Genomic DNA, 20,363 nt, shown 5'->3' with positions numbered 1-20,363 from the left:
CGAGTCGTCCAACGTGTCCTCAGGTCTTGACAAGCGATCCCCATATGCACATCAATGGTCTAAGAGTAGCCCAATTAGCGGGAAAGCGAGCGAACTTCTGTGAGCGAGCGAGGTCTTCCACAGCCCGGACCACTGTCCGTCGACGAGTTGCGTGACGAGGTGGCCGCCGGGCGGGTCGACACCGTGCTGCTCGCGCTCGCCGACATGCAGGGCAGGTTGCAGGGCAAGCGCCTGTCGGCGCGCTACTTCCTGAACGAGGTGCTGGGGCACGGCTCGGAGGGCTGCAACTACCTGCTCGCCGTGGACGTGGACATGAACACGGTCGACGGCTATGCGATGTCGTCGTGGGAGCGCGGCTACGGCGATTTCGTGATGAAGCCCGATATTTCCACGTTGCGGTGGGTTCCGTGGCAGGAGGGCACCGTCATGCTCATGGCGGACCTGACCTGGGAGAACGGCGACGACGTGACCGCCTCGCCGCGGCAGATCCTGCGCGCGCAGCTCGCCCGGCTCGCCGACCGCGGCCTGGCCGCCTTCGTGGGCACCGAGCTGGAGTTCGTGGTGTACGAGGACAGCTACGAGGACGCGTGGAAGCGCGCGTACCGCGACATGTCCCCCGCGAACCTCTACAACGTCGACTACTCCCTCCTCGGTACGGCCCGCATCGAACCCCTCCTTCGCCGGATAAGGCGGGACATGGAGGGGGCTGGGCTGTACGTCGAGTCCGCCAAGGGCGAGTGCAACCTGGGCCAGCACGAGATCGCCTTCCGCTACGACGAGGCGCTGAAGACCTGCGACAACCATTCCATCTACAAGAACGGCGCCAAGGAGATCGCGGCTCAGGAGGGCAAGTCGATCACCTTCATGGCCAAGCCGAACCAGCGCGAGGGCAACTCCTGCCACATCCACATCTCGTTGCGGAGTCTGGACGGCGACCCGGTCATGGCGGGCGACGGCCCCCACGGGCTGTCCGAGCTCGGCGCCCGCTTCATCGCCGGGCAGCTGGCCCACATGCGCGAGCTCACCCTCTTCTACGCCCCGAACATCAACTCCTACAAGCGCTACGTCCCCGGCAGCTTCGCCCCCACGGCCGTCAAGTGGGGTGTGGACAACCGCACCTGCTCGCTCCGGCTCGTGGGCCACGGGGAGTCGCTGCGCATCGAGAACCGGGTGCCGGGCGGCGACGTGAACCCCTACCTCGCGGTGTCGGCGCTGATCGCGGCCGGGCTGCGCGGCATCGACGAGGAGTTGCCGCTGGAGGACGCGTTCGGGGGCAATGCCTACGACTCCGGCGCCGAGACCGTGCCCCACACGTTGCGGGACGCGCTGGCGCTGTTCGAGGGGTCGAAGCTGGCGCGTGAGACGTTCGGCGACGACGTGGTGGCGCACTATGCGAACAACGCCCGGATCGAGCTGGCCGCCTTCGACGCGGCTGTCACGGACTGGGAGCTGTTCCGGGGTTTCGAGCGGATGTGAGCAGGATGCAGATCGTCAATCCGGCGACGGAGGAAATCCTCGCCGACGTGGAACTGGCCGACGCGGCCGAGGTCGACCGGGCAGTGGAGCGTGCCAGGCGGGCCTATCAGAGCTGGCGTGACGTGGCGCCCGGCGACCGGGCGCGGCTGCTGCGCCGCTTCGCCGGCCTGGTGGACGAGCACCGGGAGGAGCTGGCCCTGCTGGAGCTCACGAACTCCGGCCACCCGATCGGCAACGCCCGCTGGGAGGCGGGCGCGGTACGCGACGTGCTGCACTTCTACGCCGGCGCCCCCGAGCGCAACCACGGCAAGCAGATCCCGGTGCCCGGCGGCGTGGACATCACCTTCCAGGAGCCGCTGGGCGTGGTGGGCGTGATCGTGCCCTGGAACTTCCCGATGCTCATCATGAGCTGGGGCGTCGCCCCGGCTTTGGCCGCGGGCAACACGGTGATCGTCAAGCCCGCCGAATGGACCCCGCTGACCGCGCTGAGGCTGGCCGAGCTGGCCCTCGCCGCGGGCCTCCCCGAGGGGGTGCTCCAGGTGCTGCCTGGGGCAGGGGAGGTCGCGGGGGCCCGCCTGGTCGAGCATCCGCAGGTGGCCAAGATCGTGTTCACCGGCTCGACCGAGGTGGGCAAGGAGATCGCCGCCAAGGCGGCAACCCAGGTCAAACGGATAACCCTCGAACTAGGCGGCAAATCCGCAAATATCGTGTTTGCGGACTCGGATCTGGAAAAAGCGGCGAAAACGGCGCCGTATGCCGTCTTCGATAACTCCGGCCAGGACTGCTGCGCCCGATCCAGGATCCTGGTGCAGGCGGAGGTCTACGACGCGTTCCTGGAGCTGCTGCTGCCGGCCGTACAGAATGTCAGGGTCGGCGACCCGCTCGACGAGAGCACCGAGATGGGCCCCCTGATCAGCGCCGAACATCTGGAGCGGGTGCGCGGCTTCATCGACGGCCCGTCGTACTGGCAGGGCGACTGCCCGCAGGGCAAGGGGTTCTGGTTCCCGCCGACGGTCCTGACGCCGGCGCTCACCGATCGGGCCTTCACCGAGGAGATCTTCGGGCCGGTGGTGTCGGTGGTGCCGTTCGCGGACGAGGCGGAGGCGGTGCGGATCGCCAACGACACGCCGTACGGCCTGAGCGGCTCCATCTGGACCCGCGACGTCGGCCGGGCGCTGCGCGTCGCGCGGGCCGTGGAGGCGGGCGCGCTGTCGGTGAACTCGCACTCCTCGGTCCGCCACTGGACGCCGTTCGGCGGCTTCAAGGAGTCCGGCCTCGGCCGGGAGCTGGGCCCGGACGCCCTCATGGCGTTCACCGAGACCAAGAACGTCTTCATCTCAACGGAGTGACACACATGCAGCGTTTGCACAACCGCGTCGCCGTGATCACCGGGGCGGGCGGCGGCATCGGCCTGGCCACCGCGCGGCGGTTCGCCGAAGAGGGCGCCAAGGTGGTCTGCGCCGACGTCGACGAGGAGGCGGGCACCAAGGCCGCCTCCGAGGTGGGCGGGCTCTTCGTCAAGGTCGACGTGACCAGCGAGGACGACGTCGTCCGGATGTTCCAGACGGCGTTCGACACCTATGGCTCCGTCGACATCGCCTTCAACAACGCGGGCATCTCGCCGCCCGAGGACGACTCGATCCTGGAGACCGGCATCGAGGCGTGGCGGCGGGTGCAGGAGGTGAACCTGACGAGCGTCTACCTGTGCTGCAAGCACGCGATCCCGTACATGCGGCGGCAGGGCAAGGGCTCGATCATCAACACCGCGTCGTTCGTGGCGGTGATGGGCTCGGCGACGTCGCAGATCTCGTACACGGCCTCGAAGGGCGGGGTGCTCGCGATGTCGCGCGAGCTCGGCGTCCAGTTCGCGCGCGAGAGGATCCGGGTGAACGCGCTGTGCCCGGGGCCGGTCAACACGCCGCTGCTCCAGGAACTGTTCGCGAAGGACCCCGAGCGGGCCGCGCGGCGCCTGGTGCACGTGCCGGTGGGGCGCTTCGCCGAGGCGTCGGAGATCGCGGCGGCGGTGGCCTTCCTGGCCAGCGACGACGCCTCCTTCATCACGGGCTCGGAGTTCCTGGTCGACGGGGGCATCTCGAGCGCGTACGTCACGCCTCTGTAGGAAGGGAACTTTAGGAAGGGAACTTTAGGAAGGGAACTTTAGGAAGGGAAGTCGTGGAGCGACCCGTCATCGGGATCACGTCCTATGTCGAGCCTGCCCGCTACACCGTGTGGGACATGCCGGTCGCCCTGCTGCCGTACATGTACGTGGAGCAGGTGGTCCGGGCCGGCGGGCAGCCGGTGATCCTGCCGCCCGCCGGGTCGCCCGCGCGACTGGTAGGGCGGTTGGACGGGTTGATCCTGGCCGGTGGCGGTGACGTCTCGCCCGAGCGGTACGGCCAGGAGCCGCACGACCAGACCGGCTACATCCGGAAATTTCGTGACACGGCGGAGTTCGCGGTGATCGAGGCGGCTCTTGAGGCCGATCTGCCGTATCTCGGGATATGCCGGGGCATGCAGGTGCTCAACATCGCGCTCGGCGGGACCCTGCACCAGCATCTGCCCGATGTGGTGGGACACACCGGGCACTCCCCCGCACCCGGCGAGTTCGGCCACCTGCCCGTCCGGCCCGTCGCGGGGACCCTCGTCGGCAAGGCGCTCGGGGCCGAGCCGGTGGCCGTGCCGCACTACCACCACCAGGCCATCGACCGGCTCGCGCCCGGCCTCACCGTGTCCGCCGTGGCCGACGACGGCACGATCGAGGCGGTGGAGCTGGACTCCCGGCCGTTCGCCATGGCCGTGCAGTGGCATCCGGAGGCGGCGAAGGACTGCGCGCTGTTCGAGGCGCTCGTCGCCGCCTGCTGAGCCGTACCCCGGCACAGTCCTTCTGTCCTCAAGCGGCCGGATCCGCACGCGACAACTCCCCCATAACAGCACTAGGCTTGCGGACATCACCGACGAAACCGTGCGGGAGAGCGTCCTGGCATCCGGCCAGGTCCCCTGAAGGAGCAAGCCCTCCCCGCGAACCTCTCAAGGCAAAGGACCGCACGGACGAGGTGTCCTCTGGAAAGCAGGCCTGGCGGCCTCGCCGAAGGTGAAAGTCCGGCAAATTGCGGGCGAAGCTCTCAGGCACCCATGACAGAGGGGGAGGATGTCTGGCATCCGATCCTGCCCTGAGGTGCGCATATGTCACGTCCTACACCGCTCCGAGAGGTCCACGAGAGCCTCGGCGCGACATTGACCGATTTCGCCGGGTGGCTGATGCCGCTCCGCTACGGCAGCGAGTCCGCCGAGCACAACGCCGTCCGCCAGGCGGCCGGGCTGTTCGACCTCTCCCACATGGGCGAGATCTTCGTGACCGGGCCTCAGGCGGGCGAGGCGCTCGACTACGCGCTGGTGGGACACCTGTCGGCGCTCGCGCCCGGCCGGGCCCGCTACACCATGATCGTGAACGAGCGTGGTGGGGTGCTGGACGACCTGATCGTCTACCGGCTCGGGGACGAGGAGTTCATGGTGGTGGCTAACGCCTCCAACTATGAAAAAGTCGGGGAAGAGCTGAAAAATCGCGCGAAGTCGTACAACGCGGTGGTCGAGGATCGCTCGGAGCAGTACGCGCTGATCGCCGTGCAGGGGCCGCGCGCGCAGGAGATCCTCGCCACGCTCACCGACGCCGACCTCGCCGGGCTCAAGTACTACGCGGGCCTGCCCGGTCTGGTCGACGGCCGGCAGGCGCTCATCGCGCGCACCGGCTACACGGGTGAGGACGGGTTCGAGCTGTTCGTGGCCAACCAGGACGCCGTGCCGCTCTGGCACGCGCTGACCGAGGCCGGCCGGCCGTACGAGCTGCGGGCGGCGGGTCTGTCCAGCCGTGACACGCTCAGGCTCGAAGCGGGTATGCCGTTGTACGGCAACGAGCTCGGCGTCGAGCTGACCCCGTTCGACGCGGGGCTGGGCAGAGTGGTGAAATTCGACAAGCCGGGCGACTTCGTCGGCAGGTCGGCGCTGGAGGCGGTCAAGGACACGCCGCCGCGGCGCCGGCTCGTCGGACTGGTCGCGCGGGGTCGCCGGGTGCCGCGCCACGGATACCCGGTGACCAAGGACGGCGCCGTCGTCGGCGAGGTCACCAGCGGGGCCCCCTCCCAGACCCTGGGTAAGCCCATCGCCATGGCCTACGTCGACAATGGAGCCGACGCAGGTCTGGCCGTGGACATCCGGGGCAGCCATGAACCTATGGACCTCATTGAGCTGCCCTTTTACAGGAGGAACAAGTGAGCAACATCCCAGACGACCTGAGCTACACCAAGGAGCACGAGTGGGTGGCCGGGCTCGACGACGGCATCACCGTGACCATCGGCATCACGGCCTACGCGGCCGAGGCGCTGGGTGATGTCGTCTTCGTGCAGCTTCCGGAGGTCGGCTCGACCGTCGAGGCGGGCGACTCCATCGGTGAGGTCGAGTCGACCAAGTCCGTGAGCGAGATCTACACCCCCGTCGGCGGCGAGATCGTCGAGGTCAACCAGGCCGTCGTGGACGATCCGTCGCTGGCCAACAGCGACTCCTACGGCGACGGCTGGATGTTCCGCGTGCGCGTGGAAGGCGACCCCGAGGACCTGCTCACCGCCGAGGAGTATTCGGCGCTCACCTCAGGCGAGTCCTGACCCACCCGCCGGGGTCCTGACGGGCCCCGGCCCTTCTGAAGGGCGCCCATCAATGGCGATCAGCGTCTTCGACCTGTTCAAGATCGGTATCGGCCCGTCGAGCTCGCACACCGGCGGTCCCATGGCCGCCGCGCACAAATTCGCCCGTGGTCTGCACGACGACGACCTGCTCGCTCGTACGGCCCGCGTCGAGGCGATCCTGTACGGCTCGCTCGGCCTGACCGGCAAGGGCCACGGCAGCGACAAGGCCGTCCTGCTGGGGCTGTCGGGCGAGAAGCCCGAACTGGTCGACGTGGACTCCATCGACGCGCGCCTGGCCGCGATGCGCGAGTCCGGCACGGTCCAGCTCTACGGCACGCAGGAGATCCCCTTCGTCGTGGGCGAGGACCTCGTCTTCGAGCGCAAGATCTCCCTGCCCGAGCACCCGAACGGCATGCGCTTCACCGCCTTCTCCGATTCGGGCGAGAAACTGCGTGAGAAGGTCTACTTCTCGGTCGGCGGCGGCTTCGTGGTGGACGAGCAGGCCACGGGAGCCGACCGCATCAAGCCCGACGACACCGTTCTGCCCTACCCCTTCACGACCGGGGACGAGCTGCTCAAGCACTGCTCCAACACGGGCCTGTCCATCTCCGCGCTGATGCTGGAGAACGAGCAGGCGTTCGGCCGCTCCGCCGCCGAGATCCGCGCGCGGATCCTGCATCTGTGGCAGGTCATGTGCGAGTGCGTCGAGCGCGGCATCGCCAAGGAGGGCGTGCTGCCGGGCGGCCTCAAGGTCAAGCGCCGCGCCAACCGTCTCCACCGCCGCCTGCAGACCGAGTCGCCGAAGACCGACCCGCTGCACGCCATGGACTGGGTGTCGCTTTTCGCGCTGGCGGTCAACGAGGAGAACGCCGCGGGCGGCCGCATCGTCACCGCCCCCACGAACGGCGCGGCGGGCATCATCCCCGCCGTCCTGACCTACTACTCCCGCTTCATCCCGCACGCCGACGACGACGGCATCGTCCGCTTCTTCCTCACCGCGGCGGCGATCGGCGTCCTGTTCAAGGAGAACGCCTCGATCTCGGGCGCCGAGGTCGGCTGCCAGGGCGAGGTCGGCTCGGCCTGCTCCATGGCCGCCGCGGGCCTCACGGAGGTCATGGGCGGCACGCCCGAGCAGGTGGAGAACGCGGCGGAGATCGGCATCGAGCACAACCTGGGCCTGACCTGCGACCCGGTCGGCGGCCTGGTCCAGATCCCGTGCATCGAGCGCAACGCGGTGGCCTCCATCAAGGCCATCGCCGCGGCCCGCATCGCCCTGCGCGGCGACGGCCAGCACTTCGTCGCCCTGGACCGGGCCATCAAGACGATGCGGGACACGGGCCGGGACATGCTGGACAAGTACAAGGAGACCTCCCGCGGCGGCCTCGCGGTCAACGTCATCGAGTGCTGACCCGGAGCGCGCTCGCGTTCAAAGTGAGGTTTGCGTTCGAGCGCGCTCAAAGCCATAGCGTCGCCGACATGACGACACAGACACAGACCTGGATCATCACCGGCGCGTCCCGCGGCCTCGGGCGCGCGCTAGCCGAGGCGGCGCTCGCGGCGGGCGACCACGTGGTGGCGGCGGTACGCCGGCCCGAGAGCGTGGCCGACCTGAAGGCCGCGTACCCGGACGACCTCATGATCGCGACGTTCGACGTCCGGGACACCACCGCCGCCGCGGGCCTCGTACGGGACACCCTCGATCACTTCGGGCAGCTCGACGTGCTCGTCAACAACGCGGGCCGGGGCATGGTCGGCGCGGTCGAGGAGATCGGCGACGCGCAGCTGCGTGAGCTGATGGACCTGCACCTGTTCGGCCCCGCCGCGCTCGTCCGCGCGGCGCTGCCCGCGATGCACACGCGGGGCACCGGCACGATCGTGCAGATGAGCAGCCAGGGCGGGCGGATGTCCTTCCCCGGCGTGTCGGCGTACTCCGCGTCGAAGTTCGCCCTCGAAGGCTGGTCCGAAGCCCTGGCCGGGGAGGTCGCGCCGCTCGGGATCCGGGTGATGATCGTCGAGCCCAGCCGGTTCAGGACCGACTTCCATGCCAACGACGTGCTGGAGTTCGTCGAGGAGTCCGAGACCTACCGTGACCTGCTGGCCAACGTTCGCGCGGACATGGCGGGGGCCGACGGCCTCCAGGAAGGCGACCCGGCACGGGCGGCCGAGATCATCGTGTCCCTCGCGCACAGTGACGAGGTGCCGCTGCGGCTGCCGCTCGGGCGCGAGGCGGTCGAGCGCATCTCGGGCGCCTACCGGCGCGGCCTGGACGAGGTCGAGCGGTGGGCCGAGACCTCGCGCAGCGCCGACTTCGAGGGTGTCCCGGCTTCGGTACGGCCGATTTAAGCTGGTTGTCATGGCCACCGACGAACTGATGACCAGGGCGCTCGAAACGCTCGGGGACGACGGCCCGCTGTCGGTCGAGGCGATCCACCGCCTCACCGACCTGGCCGACGTGCCCGAGTCGATGACGATCGCCGAGCTCGCCGACATGCTCGACATCTCGCCCCACACGCTGCGCTACTACGAGCGGGCCGGGCTGGTCGAGGTGGCCCGCGACGGCTACGGTCATCGCGTCTACGACGCCCACGCGGTGCGGCGGCTGGTGTTCCTCACCCGGATGCGGCTGTCCGGCATGCCGATGCGCGACCTGCAGCACTACATCTCGCTCGTCGACGCCGGGCAGCACACCACACCCGAGCGGCTCGACCTGCTGATCGAGCACCGCGACACCATCCGCCGCCGGATCCGTGAGCTGACCCTCTCCCTCACGGCGGTCGAGTACAAGATCACCACATATGGGGGCTCGACCGGGCCCGATGTTCAGAGTCTCGGCACCGACCGCACCGCGCTGCCGCAGGAGCCGCCGCGACGGGCACTACCGGCGGACTGAGAGGCGCCAGCGGGCTGAGAGACACCGGTGCTCGCCTGCGGCTTCAGGCCGACAGCGCGCACACGCGGCACCGTCAGCGGCGGACGTGGACCCGGACCACCGTGCCGACCTCGTCGTCGCGGACCTCTCGGCGGATCCGGCTGACGATCTCCTTGTCCAGTTTGTGGACCACCGCGCCGACGTCGGCCGAGGAGGGGCAGCAGAGGGAGATGCGCAGGCGGGCGGCGTCCCCGACCACGCGGGCGCTGACCCGGGTGAGACCCTCCACGTCCTTCAGGCCGATGCAGAGCATGGCCGTGCCCGTACCGCTGCGGAGACCGCGGCGGCCCCACCCCAGGCAGAGCAGCAGCCAGCGGAACGTCACCAACGCCAGCACCAGCATGACGAGCGCCACCACCCACAAGGCCCAGGGCTGGTCGGCGATGACCTGGGCGGTGTGGTCCGGCAGCACCTTGGCGCGTGGCGACAGACCCGGCAGCTTGTCCTTGCCGCGCAGCCAGGCGTAGCCGCCCAGGAGCAGCAGCAGCGCCCCGACCACGGCCAGGCCGATCCGGTTTCCCGCGTACTGCCGCATCACAGCCCCCTTCGGTTGCCCGCGTAGTGCCGCATCACAGCCCTCTCCGGCGCAGCCGCACGACGACCTCGCCCGCGGTCAGGGCGCCCACGCCCGCCAGCCTGTCACCGACCGCGGTGCCGACCTGCTTGAGCATGGAGCCGGAGCTCTCCGGGCCGGTGATGACCACGACCTCGATCGTCCGCCTGCGCAGCCGTACCCGCGCTCGTTGCACGCCGTCGACCTCCTGGGCGACGGCCCGCAGCGTACGGCGGAGGCCGGCCCGGGTGATACCGATGACGATCAGCGGGTCGGACGTCTCGACCGGCACGAGCCTGCACCGGCCGGGTACGGCGGCCAGCAGCAACATCATCACCCCCACGGCCACGGTCACCAGGGCGGGCAGCGTCAGCTGCCCCCAGGCGCGACGGGCCGCGAGATCGAGGAGGTCGGACACCGGCAGCCAGCCGAGCGGCCTGCCCAGCAGGGCGGAGACCACCTCGGCGGCGGCCAGCCACAGCCCGGCGGTCAGCGTGAGTGCCACGACGGTCCCGGCGGGCGTGCGCGCCGGTCTGAGCACCCGGCCCGACCTGCGCAGCGGGCTCTCCTGCGCGACGATCCCGGCGCCGGACAGTATCTGCTGGAGGGTGGTCACAACGACACAGGTACACGGCGAGGGCATGGCCCGGACCATGCCCTCGCCGCCGGTTTGCAGGATCATTACGGGGGCCGGCAACAAGATGAACTGCCCTCATATTCATCCGCCCGATATGTCGTTAAGCTGCCTTTATGAACGATCTCCGCCGCTATGACAGTGCTACCAGAGCGCTCGAACCGCCGTTGGCGATCCTCGACCTCGCGGCCATGCGCGCCAACGCGGCCGATCTCGTACGGCGGGCGGCCGGCAAGCCGATCCGGGTGGCGAGCAAGTCGATCCGCTGCCGCTCGGTCATGGAACGCATCCTGGCGATGGACGGTTTCCACGGCATCATGGCCTTCACGCTGCCCGAGGCGCTCTGGCTGGTCGAGCGGGGATTCACCGACGTGCTCGTGGCCTACCCGACGGCCGACAGGCAGGCGCTCGCGGCGCTGGCCGGGGACGCGCGGGCGGCCAGTGAGATCACGCTGACCATCGACGCCGCCGACCATCTCGACTACGTCGACGACGCGGTGGCGGCGGTCCGTTCGCGGGCGGAGATCCGGCTGTCGATGGACCTCGACGCGGGATACGTCGCTCTGGGCGGCAGGTTCCGGGCGGGGACCCTGCGCTCCACGATCCGCGAGCCCGAGCAGGCCGCCGACCTGGCCGCCGAGATCGCCAAGCGGCCCGGCTTCCGCCTGGCGGGTCTGATGGCGTACGAGGGGCAGATCGCGGGGGTCGGCGATGACCAGCCGGGCAACGCCGCGTATGTCCGGGCGATCCGGATCATGCAGAGCCTGTCGGCCCGCGAGCTGGTCCTGCGTCGCGGCCGCCTCGTGAACGCCGTCCGGCAGCTCTGCGACCTGGAGTTCGTCAACGGCGGCGGCACCGGGTCCGTCGAGCGGACCGTGCGGGAGAAGGCGATCACCGAGGTGGCGGCGGGTTCCGGGTTCTTCCATCCCCGGCTCTTCGACTTCTACCGCGCCTTCACCGGCCGGCCGGCCGCGCTGTTCGCGCTCCCGGTCGTGCGCCGGCCGGGGCCGGACGCGGTGACGGTGCTCGGCGGCGGCTACCTGGCCTCCGGGCGACCGGGGACGAGCCTGCTGCCGCAGCCGTACCTGCCGGCGGGGCTGCGCTATACGCGCGACGAGGGCGCGGGTGAGGTGCAGACGCCGCTGCTCGGTCAGGCGGCCCAGGACCTGCGGGTGGGTGACCGGGTCTGGTTCAGGCACGCCAAGGCGGGCGAGATGTGCGAGCGCTTCAGCGAGCTGCACCTCGTCGACGGCGACACTGTCGTGGAGACCGCTCCGACGTACCGGGGCGAGGGGCGGGCGTTCCTCTGACGCCGCGGAGGTCCGTCACACGACCGTCTCGATCCGTGTGACGGTCCCGTTGTGGCTGGTGTCCTTTTGGAGGGATACCCCTCCGGGGGAGCGTCGTGGGTGGCGTCCCCCGGGGGGGTGAACGCGTTAGAAGCGGCGGCGACGGCGGCGCCAGAGGGTGATGGCCGCGCCGACCACCAGCACGACGCCTACGCCGATCAGCACCGGCGCCAGGCTGGGCTGCTCCTCGGCCCACAGCCGGTCGGGGTCGTCGGCGTACTCGACGGGGCGCTGCGTCACGCCGAGCGCGTCGCCGACCGAGGTCACCAGATGGGTCGCCCGCGTCTTCACGTCGGCCACCGTGCGCTCGGCGACCCGCTTGGGGCTCACCCGGTCGGCGATGGCGTCGACCGTGTCCGCCAACTCCGCGCGCGTCCGCGCGATCCGCCGCTCCAGCTCGTCGGGATCGGTGTCAGCCATGGCTCTCCTTTCGGCCGCGCTCCGTGCGAGCTCCGCCCGGTGATCAATGAAGCGCTCTTCGCTGATCAGTCTGTCAGGTCGGCGACCCGCACGGCACTCCGGGCAGGCCGGTAGGTTTTGCACGACGAACTCTGGAGGGCCCCATGACCGAAACCAAGCTCGCGCCCGGCGACGCCGCGCCCGAGTTCACCCTTCCCGCCGCCGACGGCGAGACCGTCTCCCTCGAGACCTACCGCGGCCGGCGGGTGATCCTCTATTTCTACCCCGCCGCGATGACGCCGGGCTGCACCAAGCAGGCGTGCGACTTCCGCGACAACCTCAGCCAGCTGACCGCCGAGGGTTTCGTGGTGCTCGGCGTGTCGAAGGACAAGACGGCCAAGCTGGTCAAGTTCGCCGAGCATGACTCGCTCACCTTCCCGCTCCTGTCGGACCCCGAGCTCGAGGTGCACAAGGCGTACGGGGCTTACGGCACCAAGAAGCTGTACGGCAAGGAGGTCGTCGGCGTGATCCGCTCGACCTTCGTCATCGACGCCGACGGCAAGATCGAGCAGGCCCTCTACAACGTGAAGGCGACCGGTCACGTGGCGAGCCTGAAGAAGAAGCTCGGGCTGGCTTGACGGGAAAGGGGCCCGTCGCGCGACGGGCCCCCAGCGCACTGCCGGGACGCTAAACTCGGCTCAGGCCCGCTCTGGCAGGGGCTGCGCGGGCGTGGCGAAATGGCATACGCGGCAGGTTTAGGTCCTGTTGGTGGCGACACTGTGGGGGTTCGAGTCCCCCCGCCCGCACCTCCACTACTTCGGCTACCTCAGCGCGTACGCCCTGATCACCTCCTGTGACAGGCTCGCCCCGCGCGTGTCGGCGGCCTTGAGACGCAACGAGACGACCGCGGCGGACCGCGGCCGGTCCAGCGTGGCCTCGTAGGCGCCGTTCCCCTTCGAGGTGAGCCGCCGGACCGCGCGCCATGAGGCGCCGTCGTCGTACGACACCTCCAGCGACATGTCCTTGATCGGGGCGGTCGCCGAGCCGTCCTGGTGGCGCAGGGTCAGGCCGAGCCGCGGCGAGGTGGCCTGGTTCTTCAGGTCCGTCGCCACGTCATAGTCGGCGAGCAGCAGCGGGACCGTCGTGCCCGAACCGGCGTCGTGCTGCGACGGGAACGTCCACGCCGTCTTCGTCCTGGTCGACAGCCGGGCCCAGGTGGCACGGTTCTCGACGTCGTACTCCATCCGATACGTGGCGGCGGCGGCCCCCAGGAGCAGCGTCCCCTGGGGGCGCCGCTCGGTCTGCGCCAGCAGCGTGTCCCCCTGGTACAACCGCCAGCCGGTCTTCATGCCGGTCTCGAAGGTGTCGGTCTGGGCGACGCCGGTGTTCCGTCCCGCGTCGATGAGTCCCCACAGGTCGACCTGGAGCAGGTCGCCCACCCTGCGCAGCGGCCGGACCTTGCCGGGGCCGGGCAGCAGCGGCTGCTTGAACCAGGTGCGGCCGATCCGCTCCCCGGCCCGGAAGGGCGCGTCGTCGGGGCCCGTGACGCCGATGCGGGCCTGGTCGTGCTCCCACGTGTAGTTGTACGGCCGCTCCGGCGTCTCCATGCTGCTGCTCCAGCGCACCTCGGAGCCGGCGGTGAGGTAGTCGACCCGGTCGCGCGGCGTACGGGGGACGGGCCGGCCGGTGTCCCAGGAGGTGGTCTCCCATGGCTGCCAGCCGAAGCGGTTCTCGGAGAGCGTCACGTCGTCGGCGAGCTGGCTGAAGAAGTCCGAGTCCACCCGGGCCAGGGACTTCGCCCGCAGGGTGTGGTCGGGCCGGTCCCTGATCCTGCCCTCCTCGCTGAGGTACAGGTCGTACACGTACGGACTGGCCACGATGCCCTTGGCCAGGACGGGCACCGGCAGCCTGCGCAGCCGCTCGACCAGCCGGGCACCCTCCTTGCCGGTGAGCGCGACGGTCGGGACCTTCAGCTTCACCCCGCTCTCGGACACCGGCAGGTCTCCATACACCGCGACCATCCGGGCCCCGGCCGCCGCAGCGGCGTTGGACTGGGCGGCGACCGTCAGGTCGGCGGTGCGGCGGATCAGCGCGAGCCGGCCGCGCAGGTCGCGACCCTTGAGGTCCGCGGGCGTACCGGTCCCGGCGTCCACGGCCAGCAGCAGCGCGGAGCCGTCGAGGCGGGGGAAGTCGGCCGACACGTCGCTGAACCAGACCGGGTCGACGTAGTCGGGGTTCAGCTCCAGCCCGGCGGTCCGCAGGGTGATGGCGGGGGCCTCCAGGTGCCAGCGGGTGGCGACGGCGAACCGGCCCTTGGTGACGCGCTTCGTGGGCTGCAGGTAGTACGTCTCGTCGGCGCTCTCGTCCTGCAAAACCGTCTCGGTGAGCGGCGTGCCCTTGGCGGGCGCGCGGGTCCAGATGAGTTTGGTCGCGGTGCCCCTGTTCCGCTTGGTCACGTGGTCGGGCGTGTCGACCCGCATCTCGACCGCCTTGCGGGCGTCCAGCACGACCTTGGTGTCACCGGCGACCTTCAGCTCGGGCTCCCCCGTGAAGCTCAGGTTGAGCACGGTGCCTCGGTCGGCGTAGGCCATGCTGTCGACCGACGGGCGCAGGGTGTTGATGACGCCGAGCACGGAGTAGGTGCCGGGCGGCACCAGTACGCACGACTCACCTGGGTCGCTCTCACACCGGCGCACCGGGTCCCCGGGCATCTCGCGGCCGTCGCGGGTCCCGTCGTCCACGTTCAGCGCGGCGGCGTACGCCTGCGCGGGGCGGCCGTCCCTGGCGATCCCGCTCACCCGCAGCTGTACCCGCCTGACCTCGACGTTGCCGGTCAGCGAGGTGCGGAGCGGCGGCCCTTCGCGCGGCGTCGCGACGAGCTCCGCGCGCTGCCGCCCCACCTGCGCCTTGGCCGGATCGAGGGTGAGCCGGGCCGTAGCCTGCGCGCCACCGGGCACGGACAGCTCGGCGGGCGAGACACTGAACGGGCCGCCGGTGGCCAGGCCGAGGGTGACCGGGGTCTTGCCGGGATTGCGGTAGGTGACCTCGCGGGCCACCGGCCGCCCGGAGGACACTTCGGACAGGCCGAAGTCGACCGCGCCCTCGGCGGCCAGCACCGGCTCCCCGAGCGCCGTGGCCACGTCCACCCGGCCGGTGCCCCGCTTGTCCACCGGGGTGTCGGGCATGGGCTTGGCCGTACCCATGAGCAGGGACTTCAGCTCCCCGGCCGAGATGCCGGGGCGTGACTGCCGCAGGAGCGCGGCGGCCCCGGCGACGTGCGGGGTGGCCATGGAGGTGCCGGACAGGCGGGTGTAGTGGTCGTCCACCGGCTCGCCGAGCGAGGTGCCCTTCGCCCGCGCCGCGACGATGCCGACGCCCGGAGCGGTGATGTCGGGCTTGACCGCGCGCTCCAGGCCGATGGGTCCGAAGCTGGAGAAGTCGGCCGGCCGGTCCTGGCCGTCGACCGCGCCGACGGTCAGCGCGGCGGGGGCGTCTCCCGGGCTCCCGACGCAGGCTTCGCAGCCCCTGTTGCCCGCGGCCACCACGAACAGCGTTCCGTAGCCCGCGTACAGCTCGCCCAGGGCGTCGGTGAGCGGCCCGCCGGGGCTGGGGTCGCCCAGACTCATGTTCACGATGTCGGCGTGCTTCTCCGCCGCCGCCCATTCCATCCCGTCGATGATCCAGGAGCTGAGCCCCTCGCCGTTGGCGTCCAGGACCCTTCCGTTGAGCAGCTTGACGCCGGGCGCGACACCCTTGCGCGAGCCGCCGGAGGCCGCGCCGCTGCCCGCGATGATGTCGGCGACGTGCGTGCCGTGCCCGAACTCGTCGGTGGCGCTGCCGCTGTCGGTGAAGTCACGCTCGTCGGCGACCTTCCCCGCCAGGTCCGGATGCCCGCTGTCGACGCCGGTGTCCAGGACCGCCACCGTCGTGCCCGCGCCGTCGTAGCCCGCCGACCACGCGGCCGGCGCGCCGATCTGCGGCACGCTGTGGTCCAGCGCCGGCTCCACCTTGCGGTCGAGCCAGATCTTGGTGACGCCGTCGAGCGGGCTCGTCGTACGGCCCGCGGCCAGCGCGGACAGGTCACCGCCGAAGCCCCGCGCCGCGCTCTTGGCCAGCCGGACCCCCGAACCGCCGATGCTCTCCAGCGTGCGCACCGCCTTCAGCGCGGGGACGGCAGGCATCGCGCTCTGTTTCCCGTACGTGACGATGAGCGAGATGGCGTCCGACCGCGCGTCGGTATAGCCCTGCGCGGCGAGGGCCGTCACGTTGAAGAGCTCGGGGTCGAGGCGGCCGGGGACCAACCGCGCCACGTCGCTGGGCAGCACGGTCAGCTGCCCGCCGTCCTCGGTGATCCGGAAACCGGCAGGCGGCCCGTCCCCGCGCGGGGCGGCCGTGACGCTCGCCTTCTGACGGCCGTCGGCGGCGACGGCGACGTGCACCTGGTCGCCGGTGATCAGCGTGATGTCGTAGCCGTTCTTGGCGGGATCCGGCGCCAGGGCCGGAGCACCGTTGGCCGGAGCGCGGTCGGCCCGCGCCAGGGCTGGAGCGTCGTCCGCCCGCGCGCCCGTGCCGGTGATCGTGGTGACCGCGGCCACCGCCAGGGAGGCGGCCACCGCTGTCCAACGCCTGGGCCTCATCGGCCACCTCCAGAAGGCGAGAAATGTACCGACCCAATTCCTAGTGATCTGGGGGCGTTCCGGTCCATAGGTGTCGTCTGGCGAGATCCCGACTTGTCGTAAACCCGCCTGGGCTACGCTCGCGTTTGGGGACGACAGGAGGGTGGGGGCGGGCATGGCGCAACGGCGGCTGCTGGAGGGCCTCGGCGTCAGCGTCACCGAGGAGACGGCCTACCGCGCGCTGCTGCGCCACGGGCCCGCGACGCTGAGCCAGCTGGCCACCGAGACCGGCGCGTCCGCCGCCGCCATCCGCCGGATGCTGCCCAGGCTGGAGGACCTCGGGCTGATCTCCCGGGTGGCCGGCCGACCCTTACGGCTGATCGCCACGCCGCCGAACATCGCGATCGACGTGCTGGTGGCCCGCCGCCAGGAGGAGATCACGCACAGCCGGGCCGCCGCCGCGCTGCTCGCCACCGAGGTGGCCGACCGCACCGGACCGCATCCCGAGGAGGTTCTGGAGGTGGTGACCGGCCGTTACGCCGTCGCCCGCCGCTACCTCCAGCTCGAACGCAGCGTCACGGCCGAGATGCTCGTGCTGGTGCGCCCGCCGTACGCGGTCGACATCCTGGACGATCAGGAGAACGAGCAGCGTGCCGCCCACCAGGGCCCGTCCATCCGGGGCATCTACGGGCCGCTGGCGTTCGAGGAGCCCGGCATGCTGGAGCACACGCGGCAGGCGATCGCCGACGGCGAGCAGGCCCGGCTGGGGCAGGTGCCCGTCAAGCTGGCCATCGCCGACGGCCGTACGGCCATGCTGCCGCTGGTGTCCGATGAGGACCGGGCGGTGGAGAGCGCGCTGGTGGTCCACCCGTCGGCGCTGCTCGACGCGCTGGTCGGGCTGTTCGAGGTGCTGTGGCAGGCGGCCGTGCCGCTGCGGCTGTCAGCGGACCCGGCCGCGCACATCGAGCGGGACGTGTGGCCGCAGCCGGGCGACACCGAGGTGCTGGCCCTGCTGGCGGTGGGGATGAAGGACGACGCGATCGCGCGGCAGCTCGGTCTCAGCCCGCGTACGGTGCAGCGGCGGGTGCAGGAGCTGTGCGAGCGGCTGGGAGCCCGTACACGGTTCCACGCCGGGTTCCTGGCCGCGCGGCACGACCTGCTGGTCCTGGACCGCGGGCCTGGGCTGCGGGCGCCCTAACCGGTCTTGGTGGGCATCGGCGTGGGCGTGACGGTGGGGACCATCGTGGGTAGGCCGCTGGGGACCGCTGTGGGCAACGGATACGGAGTCGCGGGCATCTGATAGGGACCGGGGTACATCGGCAGCCGCCGGCAGAAGCTCCCGCCAGGGCCTGGACGACACTCCTGGAAGTCGGGGTGGCTGAGATGGCCGGGATAGCGTCCCCGGCTCTCCCAGAAGATGCGGGCGGAGTCGCCTCGGAGGGCCATGCCGCTGATCACCGCCACGGCGCTGCCCCCGAGAATGCCGCCGATGATCAGCCCGAGCAGGCCCGCACCGATGATCTGCGTGGGCTTCAGCCGGATGAAGCCACGGAAGCTGTCATAGCGCGGAGGTAGCGGTCTCTGGGGTGGCGGTGGAGCCGCTGTCGCCCAGCCGGCTCCGGGCGGCGGGCCCGAGACCCGGGTGGTCGCCGTTTCCGTGTCGGAGGGAGCGGCGGGCCGGTCTCCAGGGGTCGGGTCGCGTGGCGCTTCCTCTTCGCCACGCGACCCGGCATCACGATCATGATCCGCCATCACGATCTCCCTTTACTCGCCCGTTAAGGCGCTCCCAACGACAAGAGTGCCCTACGCCCCGTAAGGCTGGTGTAAGACCTGAGTCGTACCCGAACCTCCCCCTTCAGGCTGACAAACCCATGCCGAAGCCTCCGTATCGTAATGATGTGTTCGGCAGGGTAATGGGATGGTCGGGACGCCACAGCAGGCTCATGGACGCCCTCCGGGTGGCGCCACTGGCAGTGTTCTGCCTGTTCATGGCCGTCCCGTACGGGAAGAACGGCCCGTTCGACAACGGCAACCTGTACATCGGGGTGGCCGGCTACCTCGGGCTCTGCGGGGTGCTGATCGTCCCGCTGCTGTGGCGGCGGGACCGGCCGCTGACCGTCTTCGCGATCCTCTCACTGGCCTGTTTCGGGCAGTGGCTGGCCACGATCGATCCGATGCCGGCCAACATCGCGGTGCTGGTGGCGCTCTACTCGGTGGCCTTCCGGTGCGGGTTCCGTTGGGCGATCGCCGCGGGCGCGGTGGCCGAGGTCGGCGTGCTGCTGGTCATCGTGCACTGGCAGGCGCCGACGTTCAGCCTCTTCTTCAGCGGCTCGATCCTCGTCGTGACGGTCTGGCTGACCGGCCTGTACGCCAAGACCCGCAGCCGCTATCTGGAGAGCCTGGAGGAGCGGGCGGAACGGGCCGAGCGCGAGCGCGACCAGCAGGCCCGGATGGCGGCCGCGGCCGAGCGCACCAGGATCGCCAGGGAGTTGCACGACGTGGTGGCCCACAATGTCAGCGTGATGGTGGTCCAGGCCGACGGCGCCGGGTACGCGATCGACAGCGATCCCGACCAGGCGCGGCAGGCCGTACGCACCATCTCCAAGACCGGGCGCGAGGCGCTCGCCGAGATGCGCCGGCTGGTCGGCGTGCTGCGGGAAGACGGGTCCGACGGGACGGACTACACGCCGCAGCCAGGCCTCGCGCAGCTGGAGGAGCTGGTGCGCGGCGCGGGCGTGCCCGCGCGGCTGCGGGTCGGCGGCCCGCCGGGCGAGCTGCCCGAGGGGCAGCAGCTCGCGGTCTACCGCATCGTGCAGGAGGCGCTGACGAACGCGCTCAAACACGGCGGCCCCGGCGTCCGCGCGCTGGTCGAGCTGCAGTACGCCGGGCGCGAGCTGGTCGTCCGGGTGACCGACGACGGCAGGGGCGCGGCGGCGCCACGCAGCCCCGACGGGCACGGGCTGGTGGGGATGCGCGAACGGGTCGGCATGTACGGCGGAGAGGTGGCGGCCGGGCCGCGATCGGGCGGCGGATTCGAGGTGCTGGCCACGCTGCCGGTGCCGGGCACCAGGGCGGCCTAGTGATCCGGGTGATGCTGGTCGACGACCAGGAGTTGCTGCGCGCCGGGTTCAGGATGGTGCTGGGCGCCCAGCCCGACATCGAGGTGGTCGCCGAAGCCGGTGACGGGGCGCGGGCGCTGGAGGTGCTGCGCGAGGTCGAGGTGGACGTGGTGCTCATGGACGTACGCATGCCGAGGATGGACGGTGTGGAGGCCACCCGGCGGATCGACGGCCCCAAGGTGCTCATCCTGACCACCTTCGACCTCGACGAGTACGCCTTCGCGGCGGTCAAGGCGGGCGCCTCGGGCTTCCTGCTCAAGGACGTGCCGCCGGCCGACCTGCTGACCGCGATCCGGACGGTGCACGCGGGCGACGCCGTGGTGGCGCCGAGCACGCTCAAGCGGATGCTCACCAAGTTCGCCGCGCAGCTGCCGACGGAGGAGCTCACGGCCGCGTCGGAGCTGACGCCCCGCGAGCGCGAGGTGCTGCTCATGGTGGCCCGCGGCCTGTCCAACCTGGAGATCGCCACCGGGCTGGAGGTGGCGGAGGCCACGGTGAAGACGCACCTGGGCCGGGTGCTGGCCAAGCTGGGGCTGCGGGACCGCGCTCAGGTGGTGGTCTACGCGTACGAGGCGGGCCTGGTGGTCCCGTCACGTCAGCCGAAAGGCTGAC

General features: G+C 70.8%; 19 protein-coding genes, 1 tRNA gene and 1 riboswitch. Of the genes, 15 read left to right on the top strand and 5 right to left on the bottom strand.

The window, feature by feature from the left end; genetic code table 11:
* The first annotated feature begins 99 nt into the window (after window positions 1-99).
* From AB0B61_RS03400 to AB0B61_RS03360, 9 genes are all read left to right on the top strand, one after another.
* Window positions 100-1,476 carry a glutamine synthetase family protein gene (locus tag AB0B61_RS03400; RefSeq protein ID WP_358427260.1) on the top strand — a complete coding sequence of 459 codons (1,377 nt, stop codon included), beginning with the start codon at window positions 100-102 and terminating at the stop codon, window positions 1,474-1,476.
* A gap of 5 nt (window positions 1,477-1,481) precedes the next feature.
* A complete protein-coding gene (locus AB0B61_RS03395; protein ID WP_358427257.1) occupies window positions 1,482-2,825 on the top strand; it encodes an aldehyde dehydrogenase family protein in 1,344 nt (447 codons plus the stop codon).
* Between the two features lie 5 nt (window positions 2,826-2,830).
* Window positions 2,831-3,595: a 3-oxoacyl-ACP reductase gene (locus AB0B61_RS03390; RefSeq protein ID WP_358427254.1), complete on the top strand. Its 765-nt coding sequence runs from the start codon at window positions 2,831-2,833 to the stop codon at window positions 3,593-3,595.
* A 53-nt stretch (window positions 3,596-3,648) separates the two neighbouring features.
* Window positions 3,649-4,338, top strand: coding sequence for a gamma-glutamyl-gamma-aminobutyrate hydrolase family protein (locus AB0B61_RS03385; protein ID WP_358427251.1), 690 nt, complete (start codon window positions 3,649-3,651; stop codon window positions 4,336-4,338).
* A 93-nt stretch (window positions 4,339-4,431) separates the two neighbouring features.
* A riboswitch (glycine riboswitch) is annotated at window positions 4,432-4,529 on the top strand.
* A 130-nt stretch (window positions 4,530-4,659) separates the two neighbouring features.
* The gene (gcvT, locus tag AB0B61_RS03380; RefSeq protein WP_358427248.1) at window positions 4,660-5,745 is read left to right on the top strand and encodes a glycine cleavage system aminomethyltransferase GcvT; all 1,086 of its coding nucleotides are present in this window, start codon (window positions 4,660-4,662) and stop codon (window positions 5,743-5,745) included.
* Window positions 5,742-6,131, top strand: coding sequence for a glycine cleavage system protein GcvH (gene gcvH / locus AB0B61_RS03375; protein ID WP_358427245.1), 390 nt, complete (start codon window positions 5,742-5,744; stop codon window positions 6,129-6,131). Before gcvT ends, gcvH begins: the two co-directional genes overlap by 4 nt.
* A gap of 52 nt (window positions 6,132-6,183) precedes the next feature.
* Entirely contained in the window at window positions 6,184-7,560 is a 1,377-nt protein-coding gene (locus AB0B61_RS03370; RefSeq protein WP_358427242.1) for an L-serine ammonia-lyase, read from the top strand.
* A 68-nt stretch (window positions 7,561-7,628) separates the two neighbouring features.
* Window positions 7,629-8,495 (top strand): SDR family NAD(P)-dependent oxidoreductase, encoded by an 867-nt coding sequence (locus AB0B61_RS03365; RefSeq protein WP_358427239.1) that lies wholly within the window; start codon window positions 7,629-7,631, stop codon window positions 8,493-8,495.
* Between the two features lie 10 nt (window positions 8,496-8,505).
* On the top strand, window positions 8,506-9,042 hold the full coding sequence (locus AB0B61_RS03360) for a MerR family transcriptional regulator (RefSeq protein ID WP_358427236.1): 537 nt from the start codon (window positions 8,506-8,508) through the stop codon (window positions 9,040-9,042).
* A gap of 73 nt (window positions 9,043-9,115) precedes the next feature.
* On the opposite strand, the gene AB0B61_RS03355 is transcribed toward AB0B61_RS03360, so the two are convergent.
* Both AB0B61_RS03355 and AB0B61_RS03350 read right to left on the bottom strand, forming a co-directional pair.
* On the bottom strand, window positions 9,116-9,616 hold the full coding sequence (locus AB0B61_RS03355) for a hypothetical protein (RefSeq protein ID WP_358427233.1): 501 nt from the start codon (window positions 9,614-9,616) through the stop codon (window positions 9,116-9,118).
* A 34-nt stretch (window positions 9,617-9,650) separates the two neighbouring features.
* Complete coding sequence (locus AB0B61_RS03350) at window positions 9,651-10,250, bottom strand: DUF6286 domain-containing protein (protein ID WP_358427230.1); 600 nt, start codon at window positions 10,248-10,250, stop codon at window positions 9,651-9,653.
* A 134-nt stretch (window positions 10,251-10,384) separates the two neighbouring features.
* On the opposite strand from AB0B61_RS03350, the gene AB0B61_RS03345 reads away from it, so the two are divergent.
* The gene (locus AB0B61_RS03345) at window positions 10,385-11,578 is read left to right on the top strand and encodes an amino acid deaminase/aldolase (RefSeq protein ID WP_358427227.1); all 1,194 of its coding nucleotides are present in this window, start codon (window positions 10,385-10,387) and stop codon (window positions 11,576-11,578) included.
* A gap of 126 nt (window positions 11,579-11,704) precedes the next feature.
* On the opposite strand, the gene AB0B61_RS03340 is transcribed toward AB0B61_RS03345, so the two are convergent.
* On the bottom strand, window positions 11,705-12,037 hold the full coding sequence (locus AB0B61_RS03340) for a DUF3618 domain-containing protein (RefSeq protein WP_358427224.1): 333 nt from the start codon (window positions 12,035-12,037) through the stop codon (window positions 11,705-11,707).
* 143 nt (window positions 12,038-12,180) lie between these two features.
* On the opposite strand from AB0B61_RS03340, the gene bcp reads away from it, so the two are divergent.
* Window positions 12,181-12,654: a thioredoxin-dependent thiol peroxidase gene (bcp, locus tag AB0B61_RS03335; RefSeq protein ID WP_358427221.1), complete on the top strand. Its 474-nt coding sequence runs from the start codon at window positions 12,181-12,183 to the stop codon at window positions 12,652-12,654.
* Between the two features lie 85 nt (window positions 12,655-12,739).
* A tRNA-Leu gene (locus tag AB0B61_RS03330) sits at window positions 12,740-12,822 on the top strand.
* A 15-nt stretch (window positions 12,823-12,837) separates the two neighbouring features.
* Here AB0B61_RS03330 and AB0B61_RS03325 read toward each other — a convergent pair.
* Window positions 12,838-16,653: a S8 family serine peptidase gene (locus AB0B61_RS03325; protein ID WP_358427217.1), complete on the bottom strand. Its 3,816-nt coding sequence runs from the start codon at window positions 16,651-16,653 to the stop codon at window positions 12,838-12,840.
* Between the two features lie 154 nt (window positions 16,654-16,807).
* Here AB0B61_RS03325 and AB0B61_RS03320 point away from each other — a divergent pair, with 154 nt between their 5' ends.
* Complete coding sequence (locus AB0B61_RS03320; RefSeq protein ID WP_358427215.1) at window positions 16,808-17,830, top strand: helix-turn-helix domain-containing protein; 1,023 nt, start codon at window positions 16,808-16,810, stop codon at window positions 17,828-17,830.
* Here AB0B61_RS03320 and AB0B61_RS03315 read toward each other — a convergent pair.
* Complete coding sequence (locus AB0B61_RS03315; protein WP_358427212.1) at window positions 17,827-18,384, bottom strand: hypothetical protein; 558 nt, start codon at window positions 18,382-18,384, stop codon at window positions 17,827-17,829. The two genes, AB0B61_RS03320 and AB0B61_RS03315, sit on opposite strands and share 4 nt — an antisense overlap.
* 146 nt (window positions 18,385-18,530) lie before the next feature.
* Between AB0B61_RS03315 and AB0B61_RS03310 the strand changes: the two genes are divergently transcribed.
* Entirely contained in the window at window positions 18,531-19,712 is a 1,182-nt protein-coding gene (locus AB0B61_RS03310) for a sensor histidine kinase (protein ID WP_358427209.1), read from the top strand.
* Entirely contained in the window at window positions 19,712-20,362 is a 651-nt protein-coding gene (locus tag AB0B61_RS03305) for a response regulator transcription factor (RefSeq protein ID WP_358427206.1), read from the top strand. The genes AB0B61_RS03310 and AB0B61_RS03305 overlap by 1 nt, the downstream gene beginning before the upstream one ends.
* The last annotated feature ends 1 nt before the right edge of the window (window position 20,363 follow it).

It is taken from the genome of Nonomuraea sp. NPDC049158 (assembly GCF_040648335.1).
Lineage (GTDB): Bacteria > Actinomycetota > Actinomycetes > Streptosporangiales > Streptosporangiaceae > Nonomuraea.
This window is presented reverse-complemented; position numbering and strand designations above follow the sequence as displayed.

What these genes read in the sequence shown, in the direction of transcription:
- AB0B61_RS03360 (WP_358427236.1), top strand. Translation starts at nt 8,506, where the DNA reads ATGGCCACCGACGAACTGATGACCAGGGCGCTCGAAACGCTCGGGGAC.
- gcvT (WP_358427248.1), top strand. Translation starts at nt 4,660, where the DNA reads ATGTCACGTCCTACACCGCTCCGAGAGGTCCACGAGAGCCTCGGCGCG.
- AB0B61_RS03365 (WP_358427239.1), top strand. Translation starts at nt 7,629, where the DNA reads ATGACGACACAGACACAGACCTGGATCATCACCGGCGCGTCCCGCGGC.
- AB0B61_RS03390 (WP_358427254.1), top strand. Translation starts at nt 2,831, where the DNA reads ATGCAGCGTTTGCACAACCGCGTCGCCGTGATCACCGGGGCGGGCGGC.
- AB0B61_RS03340 (WP_358427224.1), bottom strand. Translation starts at nt 12,037, where the DNA reads ATGGCTGACACCGATCCCGACGAGCTGGAGCGGCGGATCGCGCGGACG.
- AB0B61_RS03315 (WP_358427212.1), bottom strand. Translation starts at nt 18,384, where the DNA reads ATGGCGGATCATGATCGTGATGCCGGGTCGCGTGGCGAAGAGGAAGCG.
- AB0B61_RS03325 (WP_358427217.1), bottom strand. Translation starts at nt 16,653, where the DNA reads ATGAGGCCCAGGCGTTGGACAGCGGTGGCCGCCTCCCTGGCGGTGGCC.
- AB0B61_RS03355 (WP_358427233.1), bottom strand. Translation starts at nt 9,616, where the DNA reads ATGCGGCAGTACGCGGGAAACCGGATCGGCCTGGCCGTGGTCGGGGCG.
- AB0B61_RS03370 (WP_358427242.1), top strand. Translation starts at nt 6,184, where the DNA reads ATGGCGATCAGCGTCTTCGACCTGTTCAAGATCGGTATCGGCCCGTCG.
- bcp (WP_358427221.1), top strand. Translation starts at nt 12,181, where the DNA reads ATGACCGAAACCAAGCTCGCGCCCGGCGACGCCGCGCCCGAGTTCACC.
- AB0B61_RS03395 (WP_358427257.1), top strand. Translation starts at nt 1,482, where the DNA reads ATGCAGATCGTCAATCCGGCGACGGAGGAAATCCTCGCCGACGTGGAA.
- AB0B61_RS03320 (WP_358427215.1), top strand. Translation starts at nt 16,808, where the DNA reads ATGGCGCAACGGCGGCTGCTGGAGGGCCTCGGCGTCAGCGTCACCGAG.
- AB0B61_RS03345 (WP_358427227.1), top strand. Translation starts at nt 10,385, where the DNA reads ATGAACGATCTCCGCCGCTATGACAGTGCTACCAGAGCGCTCGAACCG.